A 15,001-nucleotide genomic window follows, 5' to 3' on the forward strand; every position below is an offset into this window, starting at 1 on the left:
GCTTCCACGCTGTGAACGAGCGGGCCGCGCCTTGAGGCGCCATCTGGGCAGCTTCGCCGTGCGCTCGGGGTGGGCGGTGGTGACGTAGTGCATGGCGGTCTTCTCTGTGATCCCGAAGAGCCTCATCAGCCTGAGGGGGTCTGCAGTTTCGGCTGCCTCGTTGAGGATGCGGTCTTGGCGCAGGCCGACCAGGGTGAGCCCTTGGGGCACGTCGGCGCGGAGCAGGGTCTTGCCGACGGCGGGATGGTCGGGGTCGAGCGCCGATCTCTGGCTGACGATCAGGCGGGGGTTGGTCGAGGCGGGCCAGCGGCGGTGGCGGTAGTCAAGCCGTGACTTCTGTGACGCCAGAGGCGCCCATCTGGCGAGGGCCTTCATTCCGCGCGCGTTTTTGTTCGCCAACCCCGGGACCAGCCCACCACCGGGCAGCAACCCAGTGCCTGCGCCCAGGCCAACAGACGGCCGTCCGCCGCTAAGCCGAGCCGTCACCGCCCCATTCCACTCACGCGCATCACTGACCCGCAGACGCCCACCAGCCCCAGGCGCGAAACAAGGCCTCGCGTGGGACCCCACCCCCGGCCCACCCCGACCCCGCAAAGAAACCCGCACGACACCTGGTGGCATCGATGTCAGAGAGGCTCAGGAGGTCACTGGGTTCAGGAGGTGAGGACGCCGTCCAGGAAGGGTTCGATCGCCGAACGCCACGCGTCCGGGCGGTCGTAGTGGACGAGATGGCCGGCGTCGGGGACCTCCGCGTACTGGCCGTGGGGCAGGACGCGGACCATTTCCTGGGCCTCCGCGCGGCCCAACTCGCCGTCCAGGCCCCGGACGACCAGCGTCGGGCAGCGGACCTGCGCGAGCGACTCCCAGTGGGCGTCGTGGACCCAGGTCTCGCGGGCCTTCAGCATCTGGGCGCGGGAGAAGACCGGGCGCCAGCCGTCCGTCCGCTCGGCCATGACCTCGGCGAAGAACGCACCGCGCGCGGGGTTGGGGCGCTCGACCCAGGGGTCGTCCTCGCCGAACCACTTCCGTACGTCCGCGAGCGTGGCGAACGGCAGCGGCCACGACCGGAACCAGTCCTCCCACTCGCGCTGGGAGGCCGCGCCGAGGGCCGAGGCGCGCATGTCGCAGATGATCAGCGCCCGCACGAGGTCCGGTCGCTCGGCGGCGAGCTGCCAGGCCGTCAGGGCGCCCATGGAGTGGCCGATGAGGGTGACCGGGCCGAGTCCGAGCTGCTCGACGGCGGCGGCCGCGTCGGCGACGTAGGCCTCGCGGGTGAAGGGGCCCTCGGCGGGCTTGTCGCTGCGGCCATGGCCCCGCTGGTCGAGCGCGACGGCGCGGTGGCGCTCGGCGAGCCACCGGGCGGTGGGCGCCCAGTGGGAGGCACGGCCCATCAGTCCGTGCAGCAGTAAGACACCGGGCGCCGGCTCACCGTCGCCGTGTCCCTTCGGCGGGTCCGCGAACTCCCAGGCAGCCAGGCGTACGCCGCCGGTTCCGTTGATGTCGATCCGTCGCACCATGTGCCCTGGCACCCCCTCTTGTCCTTGCGTCGTCGAACCCCGCCAGACTATCGAACCTGCATTCGAAAACGGGGGTCTGCCGCGTAACACCCCTCGTTCGAGTGACCGCGCTCAATGATTGACGCCCGGCGCCGAGGGGAGATTTTCAGCGGGAGGCGGGCCGCTCGGGGAAAACGGTCCGAGGGAGCCGACCCTGGGAGCTCGGGGCTCCGGGTCGGCACAGGGGAGGACAGGCCCCGGCGCCCATCGGCGCCGGGGCTTTGCTCGTCTCCGCGTCGCTCGTCTCCGCGTCGCTCGTTGCGGAGTCGCTCGTTTCCGAGTCGCTCGTCAACGTGTCGTACGTACGGGCTCATCGCAGCGCTCCCTCCCGGCCCCAGCCCAGCGTGGCACGGCACGCGGCGGGACCGCTGGGATTCCGCGGAAGGCGCGGAGACGGGCAGGCCGAGAACGGGCGCGGCGGCCGGTTCAGCGCTTGGCGACGAAGACGTGCGAGGCCACGTCGGCGTCCAGCTCCGCGGCCTCACCGCTGCTGCCGACCAGCACACCACCGGGCGACTCGGTCACGCTGACCACGGAGCCGGGCTGCACGCCCGCGCGGCGCAGCGTGTACATGAGCTGGGCGTCGGTCTGGATCGGCTCGCCGATACGGCGGACGATCACGGTCTTGCCTTCCGTACCCGCGTCCAGGTCGGCCAGGCTGACCATGGAGTCGTCCAGGAAGGACTCCGTCTCGGCCTTCTCGCCCAGCTCCTCAAGACCCGGGATCGGGTTGCCGTACGGCGACTCCGTCGGGTGCCGCAGCAGCTCCAGGACGCGCCGCTCCACCGCCTCGCTCATCACGTGCTCCCAGCGGCACGCCTCGGCGTGGACCTGCTCCCACTCCAGGCCGATGACGTCGACGAGCAGGCACTCGGCGAGCCGGTGCTTGCGCATCACGCGCGTGGCCAGTTTGCGACCCTCGTCGGTGAGCTCCAGGTGCCGGTCGCTGGCGACGGCCACCAGGCCGTCGCGCTCCATGCGCGCCACCGTCTGGCTCACCGTCGGACCGCTCTGGTCGAGCCGCTCGGCGATTCGGGCGCGCATCGGGACCACGCCTTCTTCTTCGAGCTCGAGGATGGTGCGGAGATACATCTCCGTGGTGTCGATCAGTCCGGACATACGTGCCCCTCGAGAGAAATCGTGCGTGGCCCTGGTTCCAATTCTGCCGGATACCGCTGACAACCGTGCCGCGCCGGAGGGAACTGACGGTGGAGCCGGTATTGACAGGGCAATGGTCCAGACCGCACGGTGATCGGCGTCACGGGGGGCGGGTACGAGGAGAAGGAGCTCCGGGCATGGGCGACAGCAAGCTGGCCGACCAGTTCTTCGACGCCGCGATCGGTCTGCTGCAGAAGGTCCGTGACGAGGACGCGACGGAGATCGCCGCCGCGGGCGCCGCGATCGCCGACACCGTCGTGGCCGGTGGCCGGCTGTTCGCCTTCGGCGCCGGACACTCCTCGCTCGCCGCGCAGGACGTCGTCTACCGGGCGGGCGGCCTGGCCCTGATGAACCTGCTCGCCGTGCCGGGCGTGGTCGGCGTGGACGTGATGCCGGCGACGCTGGGCTCCGCGCTGGAGCGGGTGGACGGCCTGGCGGGCGCGGTCCTCGACTCCTCCCCGGCGACGGCCGGCGACCTCCTGATCATCATCTCCCTCTCCGGGCGCAACGCCCTGCCGGTCGAGATGGCGATGAACGCGCGGGCCCTGGGGCTCACGGTGATCGGTGTGACGTCGGTGGCGTACGCGACGGAGACGAAGTCGCGGCACGTCTCGGGGACGTACCTCAAGGACCACTGCGACATCGTCCTCGACTCCAAGATCGCGGTCGGCGACGCGGAACTGACTCACGAGGGCATCGAGGCGCCGTTCGCCCCGGCGTCCACGGTGGTCACCAGCGCCCTGATGCAGGCGACGATGGCAGCGGCAGCCGAGGAACTGGTCCGCCGCGGCATCGAACCGCCCCTGCTGCGCTCCGGCAACGTGGACGGCGGCCACGAGTGGAACGGCCGCGTGATGTCCGAGTACCGCGACCGGATCTTCTTCCGCCACTAGCCCCGGCCGGCGGCCCCGTTCGCGCAGGCGGCGGAAGGCGACGCCGGCCGTCCACGCGGTGTGAGCACAGACGCAGACGACCCGTGGGCCTTGGTTCCCGCCGTACGAATCGGCGGAAAGCCGGCCGGACTTACCGGCGGCCCACGGGTCGGGTGACTGCTTGGGTTTCGGCAGGCGGCCTGCCGAGGTGCACAGAGTGCGACGGCAGGCCGTTAGCCCGCAGTCACCTCACGAGTCCGAAAAGAAACCATTTTTCCGGATCACCTCCTTTCGCGTGTACCCACAGCCTAGGCAGCACCCCTGGGCCCGCTCAAGGGATTTATTCGCCCGCCTTTTCCTCCGCCTCGTTTCCGGGATGAAACGATTTCGGGGAACCAGCTGTGTCCTGCGTCACGTTCGAGTTGAATTGGCTGCGCGTGCACCTGCACGTGTGACGCACGTCCTGCAGGGGGTTCCGGGATGAGTGCTACCAGGAGCGAGACCGCTCAAGACGCCGGGCCCGGGGGTGAGTCTCCCGGGGGAGATCTGTTGGCCGCGTTGCTCGACGGTATGGATGCCGCGCTCTGTGCCTTCGACGCCGACGGGGCCGTCACCCACTGGAACAGAGAGGCAGAGCGGATCCTCGGGTGGACCGCCAAGGACGCCGTCGGGCGGCGGGGGTTCGACGGGTGGGCCGTGCGGAGTGAGGATGCCGAGGAGGTGCATGGGCGGCTGATGGGGGTCATGCACGCGCCGGGACGGCAGGTGCATGAGTTTGCGCTGGTACGCAAGGACGGCGGGCGGGTGCTCGTACGGACCCAGTCCGCCGGAGTGCGCGGGGCGGACGGGCGGCCCGCCGGGGTGTACTGCGCGTTCAGCGAGGTGCACGCGCAGATCGATCTGGAGCGGTCCATCGCGCTGAGCGAGGCCCTGTTCGAGGACGCCGCCTGGGGTGTCGTCCTCGTCGACGTCGATCTGCGGCCGACCGTCGTCAACGGACACGCCGCCCTCGCCCTCGGCGCCGGGCGGACCCCGCTGCTCGGGCGGCCCCTGGGAGACCTGATCACGCAGGGCGTCGAGGAGCTGGAGAGCGCCCTGCAGTATGTCCTCGCCGAAGGCCCGCCCCGCGCGCCCGCCGAGGTGTGGGTGACCCTGAAGACCGGCGACGGCGAGCGGCGCCGCTGCCTGCGTTCGGCGTTCGTACGGCTCGCGTCGCCGCTCGCCGAGGAGCCCGTACCGCTCGGTGTGGGCTGGATGTTCCAGGACGTGACCGACGAACGGCTCGCGCAGCAGGACGCGGACCGGCTGCGGTTCCGCTTCAGCCAGCTGCACCGGGCGGGGGTGGCGGCGGCCGAGTTCGAGGATCCGATGGAGGCGGCGGCCTGTTACCTCGACTTCGCGCTGGCCGGGTTCGCGGATCACGCGCTGGTGGATCTGTGCGGGCCCGGGGAGCGACTGCGGCGGGTCGCGGCGACACCGGCCGGTACGCCGGGTCCGGTCACCGCGGTGATGGGCGGCGGGATCCCGGTCCGCTACCGGGCCGGCCATCCGGCGCTGCAGGCCGTGGACCGTACGGGCCCGGTGCGGGCCGGCGCCCCGGTCGCCGCGCCGGAGGCGGCCGAGGCCTGGGCGGCGGACCGGTGCTGGCCGCGGGACGCGGTGTACGCCCGGTGCGTGGTGCTGCGCAGCCGGGGCCGGACGCTGGGGGTCCTGACGTTTCTGCGCTCGGCGGCGCGCCCGGCGTTCGAGCGGCCGGACGCGGCGTACGGGGAGAGCGTGGCGGCGCGGGTGGCGGCGGCGGTGGATCTGGCGGGGCGCTAGCGGCTCTCAGGGCGAGGCCCTGGCCGCGCCCGTGCCGCGCCGGCGTTCCCGGCCGGGCAGGCGCCCGCGCAGGCGCCGAAGCGGGCGGTGCTCGTGCCGGCCCGGCAGCGCGCATCGCCCGGGTCTACGGGAACCCCACGCACGTGGGCCGTACGCAGCCTTCGCCACGCCCCTCGCCGTCACGCCGAGAGGCGCGGGGACGCCCACGCACGTACGCCGTACGCAGCCGTCGCCGACGCCCCCTCGCCGTCACGGCGAGAGGCGCTCCACCGTCCAGCCCTCGCCCGTGCGCTCGTAGCGCAGCCGGTCGTGCAGGCGGTTCTCGTGGCCCTGCCAGAACTCCACCGTCTGCGGCACGACGCGGAAGCCGCCCCACTCCGGCGGTACCGGTACGTGCGTGCCCTCGGGGTAGCGGGCGTGCAGTTCCTCGTAGCGGGCGAGGAGCTCCTCGCGTGTGCCGATCACCGTCGACTGGTGGCTGGCCCAGGCGCCCAGCTGGGAGCCGTGTGGGCGGGTGCGGAAGTACGCGGCGGTCTCGTCGCGGCCGGTGCGGGTCGCCGTGCCCGTGACGATCACCTGGCGGGCGATCGGGTGCCAGGGGAAGAGCAGCGAGACGTGCGCGTTGGCGGCCAGCTCGTGGCCCTTGCGGGAGTTGTAGTTCGTGTAGAAGACGAAGCCGGCCTCGTCGTAGTGCTTCATCAGGACCGTACGGGACGACGGCCGCCCGTCGGGGGTGGCGGTGGAGACGACCATGGCGTTCGGCTCGTGGATGGCGACGGTCTCGGCCGCGGCCTCCTTGAACCAGCGGGCGAACTGTTCGACCGGCGAGGGCGCGAGGTCCGCCACGGTCAGCTGAGGGGTCCGGTACTGCTCACGCATGTCGGCGGGGTCGAGGGCATAGCCATCGAGGGCATCGGCAGAGTCCGCGGTGTGCGCATCGGCGTCGGTCACAGCCCCATCCTGCCGCAGAGGCCCTCGGCGCCGGGGCCGGGGGGCGCACCGGGTGCAGCGCGGACCCAGTCTGCCCGGCACGGAGTGCCGCTAACCCTCCTTGGAGGCATTGGCGGAGTGTGCCGGTTGTCACGCTTCCCCGCATCGGCGGGACCGGCCAAACTCTCCGCTGGGCCACTGTGGCCTCCCTACGAAGCGATGCGGGTGGCAACCCGCCGCACGGGGCATCACCCCCGCACAGCCCGACCGAGCTTGTCTGGAATCTGAGGAGCCGCCTGATGTCCGACTTCGTACCCGGACTCGAAGGAGTCGTCGCGTTCGAAACGGAGATCGCCGAACCGGACAAGGAGGGCGGTGCCCTCCGCTACCGGGGCGTCGACATCGAAGACCTCGTGGGTCATGTGTCCTTCGGGAACGTCTGGGGCCTGCTGGTCGACGGGGCGTTCAACCCCGGTCTGCCGCCGGCCGAGCCGTTCCCGATCCCGGTCCACTCCGGGGACATCCGCGTCGACGTGCAGTCCGCGCTCGCGATGCTCGCCCCCGTGTGGGGCCTGAAACCGCTCCTCGACATCGACGCCGAGCAGGCCCGTGACGACCTGGCCCGGGCCGCCGTCATGGCCCTGTCGTACGTCGCGCAGTCCGCCCGCGGTCAGGGCCTGCCGATGGTGCCGCAGAGCGAGATCGACAAGGCCGAGTCGGTCGTCGAGCGGTTCATGATCCGCTGGCGTGGGGAGCCGGACCCGCGGCATGTGAAGGCTGTGGACGCCTACTGGACGTCGGCCGCCGAGCACGGCATGAACGCCTCCACGTTCACCGCCCGGGTCATCGCCTCCACCGGCGCCGACGTGGCCGCCGCGCTCTCCGGGGCCGTCGGCGCCATGTCCGGCCCGCTGCACGGCGGTGCCCCCTCCCGCGTCCTCGGCATGATCGAGGAGATCGAGCGGACCGGCGACGCCGCCGCCTACGTCCGCCAGGCCCTGGACAAGGGCGAGCGTCTGATGGGCTTCGGTCACCGCGTCTACCGCGCCGAGGACCCGCGCGCCCGCGTCCTGCGCCGTACGGCCCGCGAGCTGGCGGCGCCCCGCTTCGAGGTCGCCGAGGCGCTGGAGAAGGCCGCCCTGGAGGAGCTGCACAACCGCCGCCCGGACCGGGTGCTTGCCACCAACGTCGAGTTCTGGGCGGCGATCGTGCTGGACTTCGCGGAGGTCCCGGCACACATGTTCACCTCGATGTTCACCTGCGCCCGTACGGCGGGCTGGTCGGCGCACATCCTGGAGCAGAAGCGCACCGGCCGGCTCGTGCGCCCCTCGGCCCGCTACGTCGGCCCCGGGGCCCGTAACCCCCGCGAGATCGCCGGCTACGACGACATCGTGGGCTGACCCGAGGGCCCTAGCGGGACAGCGCGGGCTGCCGCTCGGTGAGCAGCAGATCCGCGTGGTGCCGGGCGGCGACCAGCGGGTGGGCCCGCAGCTTGCCCTTGAGTTCGTTGCGGCCGTACTCGGCGAACAGCGGGTTCGCCGGGTCGGCCGTGACGCCGGGCGCGTGTGCCGCGTACGGGAAGGGCAGCGGCTCGATCCGGGCGTCGAGCCGCGGGTTGTAGAAGAACGGCACGGAGAAGCGCTCGGTGGCTCCGGGCGGGCTCACCACGCGGTGGTTGGTCGCCAGCAGATAGCCGTCCGTGGCGACCTCCAGGAGCTCGCCCAGGTTGACGACGAACGCGCCGGGCAGCGGCGGTACGTCGTGGAAGCGGCCGTCCTCACGCTCCACCTGGAGCCCGCCGACCTGGTCCTGGAGCAGCAGGGTCAGGAAGCCGTAGTCCTTGTGCGCGCCGACGCCCTGGTCGGCGCCGTCGCCCGCGCTGCCGGGGTAGCGGACCATCTTCAGGTGCGGGTGGGCCCGCTCGCCGAAGGCGTCGTCGTAGAAGCCGGCCGGTGCCCCGATCGAGGCGAGCAGCTCGCGCAGGAGCCGCTCGGCGACGCCGCTGAGCCGCTCGATCCAGTTGAGTGCGGCGGTCCGCAGCTGCGGCAGCGCGGCCGGCCACTGGTTGGGGCCCTGGAGCCACCAGTAGGCGGGCTCGCCCGGGCCGGGCACGTGCGCGGGCCGCTCGGCGCCGATGTCGAGCTGGTCGCGCCAGTCGCGGGAGCCGCCGGTGCGTTCGTCCCCGGTGCGGGTGTAGCCGCGGAAGTGCGGCGAGTTCACGTTGTCGATCGCGAGCCGGTCGGCCTCCGGCAGGGCGAAGAAGGCCCGCATGGCGCCGAGCAGCGCCTCGGTCTCGGCGTCGGTGACGCCGTGCCCGACGAGCTGGAAGAAGCCCACGTCATGGGCGGCGCTGTGGAGCTGCGCATGGAGCAGCCGGCGGGCCTGCGGGCCGCGGTCGGCGGCGGACAGGTCGATGATCGGGAGCTGGTGGTACGTCTGAACGGGCTGAACAGTCTGAGCAGTCATGATGCGTCCGCGGGGTATACGGGTTCCCGGGCGGCCGCCGAGGGTGGGGCGGGGGCCACAGGAGACGTACGGAAAGTGGCGTCGGGGTCAGACGGAGCGACGACAGCCCATGCTCGCGACGCGGAGGAAGTCCACGTGGCGGCGGCGTACGAGCGAAAGCATGCGGCCAGCGTACGCCTCGACAGGAGAATTTGAAGTGACCCACGTCACACGCCGGGGCTCCGCCCCAGCGTCGCGTCGAGGATCGCCGCCCACTGCGCCACCACCCGCCCCCGGCGCGCCGAATCGTCGGTGAGCAGCGTCGCGAGCCCCAGCCCCCGGGCCATGTCGAGGAGCCCCTGCACCGTCTCCCGCACCCCCGGCACCGACTCGTCCGCGCCCAGCAGCTCCACCGCGATGCGGTGGGACTCCCGCCCCACCCGCGCCTCCAGCTCCGTCACCCGGGCCCGCAGCTGCTCCTCGTTCGAGGCCGCCACCCACAGGTGCAGCGCCGCCCGGAACAGCGGCCCCGTGTACAGGTCCACCAAGGCCGCCACCACCGCCGCCCGGTCCTGCGGCGGCAGCGTCCGCAGCGCCTGCGAGCGCTCCTCGGCGACGTACTCGACCGCCGCCGTGAACAGGTCCTCCCTGGTGGGAAAGTGGTGCTGCGCCGCGCCCCGCGACACCCCGGCCCGCTCGGCGACCACCGACACCGTCGAGCCCGCCCAGCCGTACTCGGCCAGGCAGGCCACGGCCGCCTCCAGGAGCCGCTGCCGGGTCACCCGGCTGCGGTCCTGCTTGGGAGGGGTCACCACACCCATGCGGGGTCCCGTCGTTCGAGGAAGGCTGTCATCCCCTCGCGCGCCTCCGCCGAGGCGAAGAGCGACGCGGACCGCTGGACCAGGTCCTCCGCGTCCCGCTCGAAGGCTGCCAGCACCCTAGCCGTGACCAGGCGCTTGGACTCGGCCAGCCCCTGCGGCGACCCCTTGCGCAGCCCGTCCAGGACCGGTTCGAAAGCGTCGTCGAGCGCCGTCAGCAGACCGATCCGCACCGCCTCGGCCGCGTCGAACCGCTCCCCCGTCAGGTAGTAGCGGGCCGCCGCCCGCGCGTCCACCTTCGGCAGCAGCGTCAGCGAGATCACCGCCGGCGCCACCCCGATCCGGGCCTCCGTCAGCGCGAAGTCCGACCCCGCCGTCGCCACCGCGACATCGCACGCCCCGACCAGACCGAGCCCGCCGGCCCGCACATGCCCCGCCACCCGCGCCACCACCGGCTTCGGCAGCTCCACGATCCGCCGCAGCAGCGCCACGAACGCGTACGGGCTCGGTGGCGCCTTCAGATCCGCGCCCGCGCTGAACGTGCCGCCCGTGTGGGTCAGCACCACCGCCCGGACCGCCGGGTCCTCGCCGCACTCCCCCAGCGCCTGCGCCAGCTCCGCCACCAGACGCGCCGACAGCGCGTTGCGGCTCTCCGGCGCGTCCAGCGTCAGGGTGGTGATACCGCGCTCGTACGCGCGCGTGACGACAGCTGTCATACCTCTTCCCGCTCCCCTTCCCGGTCCCTCAGCTCACGGCGCAGGATCTTCCCCGACGCCGCCCGGGGCACCGCCCCGACGAACTCCACCCGGCGCACCTTCTTGTACGGCGCCACCCGCCCGGCGACGAACTCCATGACCTCGTCCTCGCTCAGCTGCGACGCCGTCGGCTGCCGCACCACGAACGCCTTCGGCACCTCGTTGCCGTCCTCGTCGTACACCCCGATCACCGCCGCGTCCGCCACCCCCTCGTGAGTGAGCAGCAACGCCTCCAGCTCGGCCGGCGCGACCTGGTAACCCTTGTACTTGATGAGCTCCTTCACGCGGTCGACGATGAACAGCCAGCCGTCCTCGTCGACCCGGCCGACGTCGCCCGTGTGCACCCAGCCCTCCGCGTCGATCATCTCCGCGGTGGCCTCCGGACGCCCCAGATACCCCTTCATCACCTGCGGCCCCCGGATGGCGACCTCGCCCGCCTCACCGGGCGCCGCGTCCGCCGACGGATCGTCCAGGGACAGGATCCGCATCTCCGTGTTCGGCAGCAGCAGGCCCACCGTCCCCGGCGGCGGCCGCTCCACGTCCAGCGGCACCACATGCGTCCCCGGCGACAGCTCCGTCATGCCGTAAGCCTGCCGCACCGGCGGCAGCTTCAACCGGTCCGAACAGGCCTGCGCCAGCGCCGCGTCCAGCGGGGCCGCCGCGCTCACGACGTACTCCAGCGACGACAGGTCGTAGCGCGCCACCGCCGGATGCTTGGCCAGCGCCAGCACGATCGGCGGCGCCACGTACAGGCCGTTGATGCGGTGCTTCTCGATCGCGCCGAGGAACTGGTCCAGCTCGAACCGGGGCAGCACGACCACCGTCGCGCCGTGCCGCAGCGGCGCGTTCATCAGCGCCGTCAGACCGTAGATGTGGAAGAACGGCAGCACCGCGAGGATCCGGTCGCCCGGTCGCATCGGGATCGCCGGATACAGCTGCGCCAGATTGGTGGCGATCGAGCGGTGCGTGAGCATCACCCCCTTCGGCACCCCGGTCGTGCCCGACGAGTACGGCAGCGCCGCCACGTCCTCGGCCGGGTCGATGCCGAGCACCGGCTCCGGCGCCGTCGACCCGATCAGGTCCCGCACCGACCGGTGCCCCTCCGCCTCGTCGCAGACGAAGATCTCCTCGATCCCGCCGACCATCTCCGCCGCCCGCCGCGCCGACTCCAGCAGCGGCGAGACGGTGACGATCCAGCGGGCCGAAGAGTCCCGCAGCTGCTTGGCGAACTCCTCCGCCGTCGCCAGCGGATGCACGGTCGTCACCGACGCCCCCGCGCGCGTGGCGCCGTAGAACACCACCGGATACAGCACGGTGTTGGGGCTGTGCAGGGCCAGCACATCGCCCTTGCGCAGCCCCGCGTCGGCCAGGGCGGCGGCGATCCGCCGATGGAACGCGTCGACCTGCGCGTACGTCAGCGCCGCCCCGCCCGCCCCGTCGACCAGGGCGAGCGTGTCACCGAACTCGGCCGCCCGGCCCAGCACGGCGTCATGGATGGGGAGCGAGACGGCGGGAACGTCCTCGTACGCGCTGCGGTGCACCTTCGGGATCACGGTCAGCCCCTTCGCATCGGATCGTCGGACGCCAGGATCGCCCCTGCCGGGCCGCGTTGGGGAGACCTAATACGACTTCGGCAGCCCCAGGGACTGGTGCGAGACGAAGTTGAGGATCATCTCCCGGCTGACCGGCGCGATCCTCGCCACCCGCGACGCCGTGATCAGCGACGCGAGGCCGAACTCCCTGGTCAGACCGTTGCCGCCGAGGGTGTGCACCGACTGGTCCACCGCCTTCACACACGCCTCACCGGCCGCGTACTTCGCCATGTTCGCCGCCTCCCCCGCGGCCATGTCGTCACCGGCGTCGTACAGCGCCGCCGCCTTCCGCATCATCAGCCGCGCCAGCTCCAGCTCGATGTGCGCCTGGGCGAGGGGATGCGCAATGGCCTGGTGGGCGCCGATCGGCACCTTCCACACCTGCCGCTCCTTGGCGTACGCGACCGCACGGCCGAGCGCGTACCGCCCCATGCCGATCGCGAACGCCGCCGTCATGATCCGCTCCGGGTTCAGCCCCGCGAACAGCTGCAGCAGCCCCGCGTCCTCTTCCCCCACCAGCGCGTCCGCCGGCAGGTGCACCTCGTCGAGCGTCAGCTCGAACTGCTTCTCGTGCGCCTGGAGCTCCATGTCGATCTGCCGCCGCCCGAAGCCGGGGGTGTCGCGCGGCACGATGAAGAGGCAGGCCTTGAGGTTGCCGGTACGGGCGTCGGACGTACGGCCGACGATGAGCGTCGCGTCGGCGATGTCGACACCGGAGACGAAGACCTTACGGCCGTCGAGTATCCAGCCGTCCTCGGTACGGTTCGCGGTGGTCGTGATGCGGTGCGAGTTGGAACCGGCGTCGGGCTCGGTGATGCCGAACGCCATCGTGCGGCTGCCGTCGGCGAGACCGGGCAGCCAGGCAGCCTTCTGCGCGTCGGTGCCGAAACGGGAGATGACGGTGCCGCAGATGGCCGGCGAGACCACCATCATCAGCAGCGGCGCACCGGCCGCGCCGGCCTCCTCCAGGACGATGGACAGCTCGGCCATACCGCCGCCCCCGCCGCCGTACTCCTCGGGCAGGTTGACCCCGAGGTAGCCGAGCTTGCCGGCCTCGGCCCACAGGGCCGCCCGGTCGAAGCCGCGGCCGTGACGGTGGCCGAGGGCGGAGACGGCGGCGCGGAGCGCGGTGTGCTCCGGCGACTCGATGAGGCTGGTCATTGCGGATCCTCCTGAACGACGGCGAGCAGGGCGCCGACCTCGACCTGACGGCCGGGGACGGCGTGGAGCGCGGTGAGCGTGCCGGAGGCGGGGGCGGTGATGCGGTGCTCCATCTTCATGGCCTCCAGCCAGAGGAGCGGCTGCCCGGCGCCGACCGGGGCGCCGACGGCGAGACCGTCCGCGACCCGGACGACCGTGCCGGGCATGGGCGCGAGCAGGGAGCCGGGGGCGGCCCGCTCGCGAGGGTCGGTGAACCGGGGCACGGCGGTGAGCCGGTACGGGCCGACGTGGACGGTGCCGTCCCCGTCCCGGGCGACAGCGAAGTCCCGTACCACCCCCTCGACTTCGAGACGTACACGGTCGGGGGCGGCGGCTACGGCACGGACACCCTCGGGAGCGGTGACGGTGTACCCGCCGCCGCGCACGGGCCGGTAACGCACCTCGTGCACGCCGTACGTGCGGACCTGGTCCTGGGAGCGGACGTTGCGCCACCCGCCCCCGAACCGCCCGGCACTGTCGGCCGCGTCCGCGAGGGCGGCGGCGACGGCGGCGTACGCCTCACCGTCCCGGGGCCGGACCAGCGCGTCGAGGTTCCGCCCGTAGAACCCGGTGTCGAGCCGGCCGGGGTCCTGGAAGTCGGCGTGCCGCAACGAGGCGACGAGCAGGTCCCGGTTGGTGACCGGCCCGTGCACCGCGGCCCGTTCCAGCACGTCCGCCAGCTTCCGCACCGCCGCCGCGCGGCTCGGAGCGTGCACGACGACCTTGGCGAGCATGGCGTCGTAGTGCACCGGCACGACGTCCCCGGAGGCGTAGCCGCTGTCGACCCGGACGCGGACAGCATCGGCCAGGCCCGCCCCGCCCCGATTCGGGAACTCCAGGGCGTGCAGCACGCCCGTCTGCGGGGTCCAGCCCGTGGCCGGGTCCTCCGCGTACAGGCGGGCCTCGACGGCGTGGCCGCTCGGCGTCGGCGCATCGGCCGGCAGCCGCGCGCCCTCCGCGACGGCGATCTGGAGCGCCACCAGATCCACCCCGTACACCTCCTCGGTCACCGGGTGCTCGACCTGGAGCCGGGTGTTCATCTCCAGGAAGTGCGCGCGGCCGTCCGCGACCAGGAACTCCACCGTCCCCGCCCCCACGTAGCCGACCGCCTTGGCGGCCGCCTGCGAACGCTCGTACAGCTCTTCGACGAGCGGGGCCGGGAGCCCTGGCGCCGGGGCCTCCTCGATCACCTTCTGGTGGCGCCGCTGGAGCGAACAGTCCCGCGTCCCCAGCGCCCAGACCGTGCCGTGCGTGTCGGCGAGGATCTGCACCTCCACATGGCGGCCGCCCTCCACATACGGCTCGACGAACACCTCCCCGTCCCCGAACGCGCTCAGCGCCTCCGCCCGCGCCGCCGCCAACTCCCCTTCCAGCGCGGACAGTTCCCGTACGATCCGCATGCCGCGCCCGCCGCCGCCCGCGGCCGCCTTCACCAGCACCGGCAGATCAGCCGCGGTGACGTCCGTGAGCGGGGCAAGGCCCATCAGCTCCTTCGCCCGCGTCTTCGACGCCATCGCCTCGATCGCGGCCGGCGGCGGACCGATCCACACCAGCCCCGCGCCGGCCACCGCCGCCGCGAACTCGGCGTTCTCCGACAGGAATCCGTACCCCGGATGGACCGCGTCCGCGCCCGCCGCCAGCGCCGCCTTCACGATCAGGTCGCCGCGCAGATACGTCTCGGCGGGCGTCGATCCCGGCAGCCGTACGGCGGCGTCCGCCTCCCGTACGTGCAGCGCCGACGCGTCCGCGTCCGCATACACCGCCACCGTCGCGAGCCCCAGCTCACGGCAGGTACGGAAGACCCGGCAGGCGATCTCGCCCCGGTTCGCGACAAGAACAGTGGAGATCATCAGT

General features: G+C 72.6%; 12 protein-coding genes and 1 pseudogene. 3 read left to right on the plus strand and 10 right to left on the minus strand.

Annotated features, from left to right (window positions below; translation table 11 throughout):
- Positions 1-42 precede the first annotated feature (42 nt).
- The 3 genes and pseudogenes from ACZ7LT_RS24445 to ACZ7LT_RS24455 all read right to left on the minus strand — a co-directional run.
- A pseudogene (locus tag ACZ7LT_RS24445) lies at positions 43-327 on the minus strand (hypothetical protein); the annotation flags it as partial.
- A gap of 326 nt (positions 328-653) precedes the next feature.
- Positions 654-1,517, minus strand: coding sequence for an alpha/beta fold hydrolase (locus ACZ7LT_RS24450; protein ID WP_471238220.1), 864 nt, complete (start codon positions 1,515-1,517; stop codon positions 654-656).
- Positions 1,518-1,982: 465 nt separating this feature from the next.
- Positions 1,983-2,675 carry a metal-dependent transcriptional regulator gene (locus tag ACZ7LT_RS24455; protein ID WP_471238221.1) on the minus strand — a complete coding sequence of 231 codons (693 nt, stop codon included), beginning with the start codon at positions 2,673-2,675 and terminating at the stop codon, positions 1,983-1,985.
- 176 nt (positions 2,676-2,851) lie between these two features.
- Here ACZ7LT_RS24455 and ACZ7LT_RS24460 point away from each other — a divergent pair, with 176 nt between their 5' ends.
- Positions 2,852-3,607 (plus strand): SIS domain-containing protein, encoded by a 756-nt coding sequence (locus tag ACZ7LT_RS24460; protein ID WP_471238222.1) that lies wholly within the window; start codon positions 2,852-2,854, stop codon positions 3,605-3,607.
- Between the two features lie 459 nt (positions 3,608-4,066).
- On the plus strand, positions 4,067-5,407 hold the full coding sequence (locus ACZ7LT_RS24465) for a PAS domain-containing protein (protein WP_471238223.1): 1,341 nt from the start codon (positions 4,067-4,069) through the stop codon (positions 5,405-5,407).
- 249 nt (positions 5,408-5,656) lie between these two features.
- Here the strand turns inward: ACZ7LT_RS24465 and pdxH are convergent, their stop codons facing one another.
- The gene (gene pdxH / locus ACZ7LT_RS24470; protein ID WP_471238357.1) at positions 5,657-6,286 is read right to left on the minus strand and encodes a pyridoxamine 5'-phosphate oxidase; all 630 of its coding nucleotides are present in this window, start codon (positions 6,284-6,286) and stop codon (positions 5,657-5,659) included.
- Between the two features lie 350 nt (positions 6,287-6,636).
- Between pdxH and ACZ7LT_RS24475 the strand changes: the two genes are divergently transcribed.
- The gene (locus ACZ7LT_RS24475) at positions 6,637-7,737 is read left to right on the plus strand and encodes a citrate synthase 2 (RefSeq protein ID WP_471238224.1); all 1,101 of its coding nucleotides are present in this window, start codon (positions 6,637-6,639) and stop codon (positions 7,735-7,737) included.
- Positions 7,738-7,747: 10 nt separating this feature from the next.
- Here ACZ7LT_RS24475 and ACZ7LT_RS24480 read toward each other — a convergent pair whose 3' ends face one another.
- The 6 genes from ACZ7LT_RS24480 to ACZ7LT_RS24505 form a co-directional block, all read right to left on the minus strand.
- Entirely contained in the window at positions 7,748-8,803 is a 1,056-nt protein-coding gene (locus ACZ7LT_RS24480; RefSeq protein WP_471238225.1) for an isopenicillin N synthase family dioxygenase, read from the minus strand.
- A gap of 206 nt (positions 8,804-9,009) precedes the next feature.
- Positions 9,010-9,603, minus strand: coding sequence for a TetR/AcrR family transcriptional regulator (locus ACZ7LT_RS24485; protein WP_471238226.1), 594 nt, complete (start codon positions 9,601-9,603; stop codon positions 9,010-9,012).
- Positions 9,591-10,316, minus strand: a complete 726-nt coding sequence (locus tag ACZ7LT_RS24490) for an enoyl-CoA hydratase family protein (RefSeq protein WP_471238227.1) — start codon at positions 10,314-10,316, stop codon at positions 9,591-9,593. Before ACZ7LT_RS24490 ends, ACZ7LT_RS24485 begins: the two co-directional genes overlap by 13 nt.
- Positions 10,313-11,908, minus strand: a complete 1,596-nt coding sequence (locus ACZ7LT_RS24495) for a 4-coumarate--CoA ligase family protein (RefSeq protein ID WP_471238228.1) — start codon at positions 11,906-11,908, stop codon at positions 10,313-10,315. The genes ACZ7LT_RS24490 and ACZ7LT_RS24495 overlap by 4 nt, the downstream gene beginning before the upstream one ends.
- Before the next feature lie 66 nt (positions 11,909-11,974).
- Positions 11,975-13,108 (minus strand): acyl-CoA dehydrogenase family protein, encoded by a 1,134-nt coding sequence (locus ACZ7LT_RS24500; RefSeq protein WP_471238229.1) that lies wholly within the window; start codon positions 13,106-13,108, stop codon positions 11,975-11,977.
- A complete protein-coding gene (locus tag ACZ7LT_RS24505; RefSeq protein ID WP_471238230.1) occupies positions 13,105-14,997 on the minus strand; it encodes an acetyl/propionyl/methylcrotonyl-CoA carboxylase subunit alpha in 1,893 nt (630 codons plus the stop codon). Before ACZ7LT_RS24505 ends, ACZ7LT_RS24500 begins: the two co-directional genes overlap by 4 nt.
- Positions 14,998-15,001: the final 4 nt, after the last annotated feature.

Source organism: Streptomyces sp. NPDC039465 (assembly GCF_055639315.1).

What these genes read in the sequence shown, in the direction of transcription:
- ACZ7LT_RS24505 (WP_471238230.1), bottom strand. Translation starts at nt 14,997, where the DNA reads ATGATCTCCACTGTTCTTGTCGCGAACCGGGGCGAGATCGCCTGCCGG.
- ACZ7LT_RS24480 (WP_471238225.1), bottom strand. Translation starts at nt 8,803, where the DNA reads ATGACTGCTCAGACTGTTCAGCCCGTTCAGACGTACCACCAGCTCCCG.
- ACZ7LT_RS24490 (WP_471238227.1), bottom strand. Translation starts at nt 10,316, where the DNA reads ATGACAGCTGTCGTCACGCGCGCGTACGAGCGCGGTATCACCACCCTG.
- ACZ7LT_RS24500 (WP_471238229.1), bottom strand. Translation starts at nt 13,108, where the DNA reads ATGACCAGCCTCATCGAGTCGCCGGAGCACACCGCGCTCCGCGCCGCC.
- ACZ7LT_RS24450 (WP_471238220.1), bottom strand. Translation starts at nt 1,517, where the DNA reads ATGGTGCGACGGATCGACATCAACGGAACCGGCGGCGTACGCCTGGCT.
- ACZ7LT_RS24460 (WP_471238222.1), top strand. Translation starts at nt 2,852, where the DNA reads ATGGGCGACAGCAAGCTGGCCGACCAGTTCTTCGACGCCGCGATCGGT.
- ACZ7LT_RS24465 (WP_471238223.1), top strand. Translation starts at nt 4,067, where the DNA reads ATGAGTGCTACCAGGAGCGAGACCGCTCAAGACGCCGGGCCCGGGGGT.
- ACZ7LT_RS24455 (WP_471238221.1), bottom strand. Translation starts at nt 2,675, where the DNA reads ATGTCCGGACTGATCGACACCACGGAGATGTATCTCCGCACCATCCTC.
- ACZ7LT_RS24475 (WP_471238224.1), top strand. Translation starts at nt 6,637, where the DNA reads ATGTCCGACTTCGTACCCGGACTCGAAGGAGTCGTCGCGTTCGAAACG.
- pdxH (WP_471238357.1), bottom strand. Translation starts at nt 6,286, where the DNA reads ATGCGTGAGCAGTACCGGACCCCTCAGCTGACCGTGGCGGACCTCGCG.
- ACZ7LT_RS24485 (WP_471238226.1), bottom strand. Translation starts at nt 9,603, where the DNA reads ATGGGTGTGGTGACCCCTCCCAAGCAGGACCGCAGCCGGGTGACCCGG.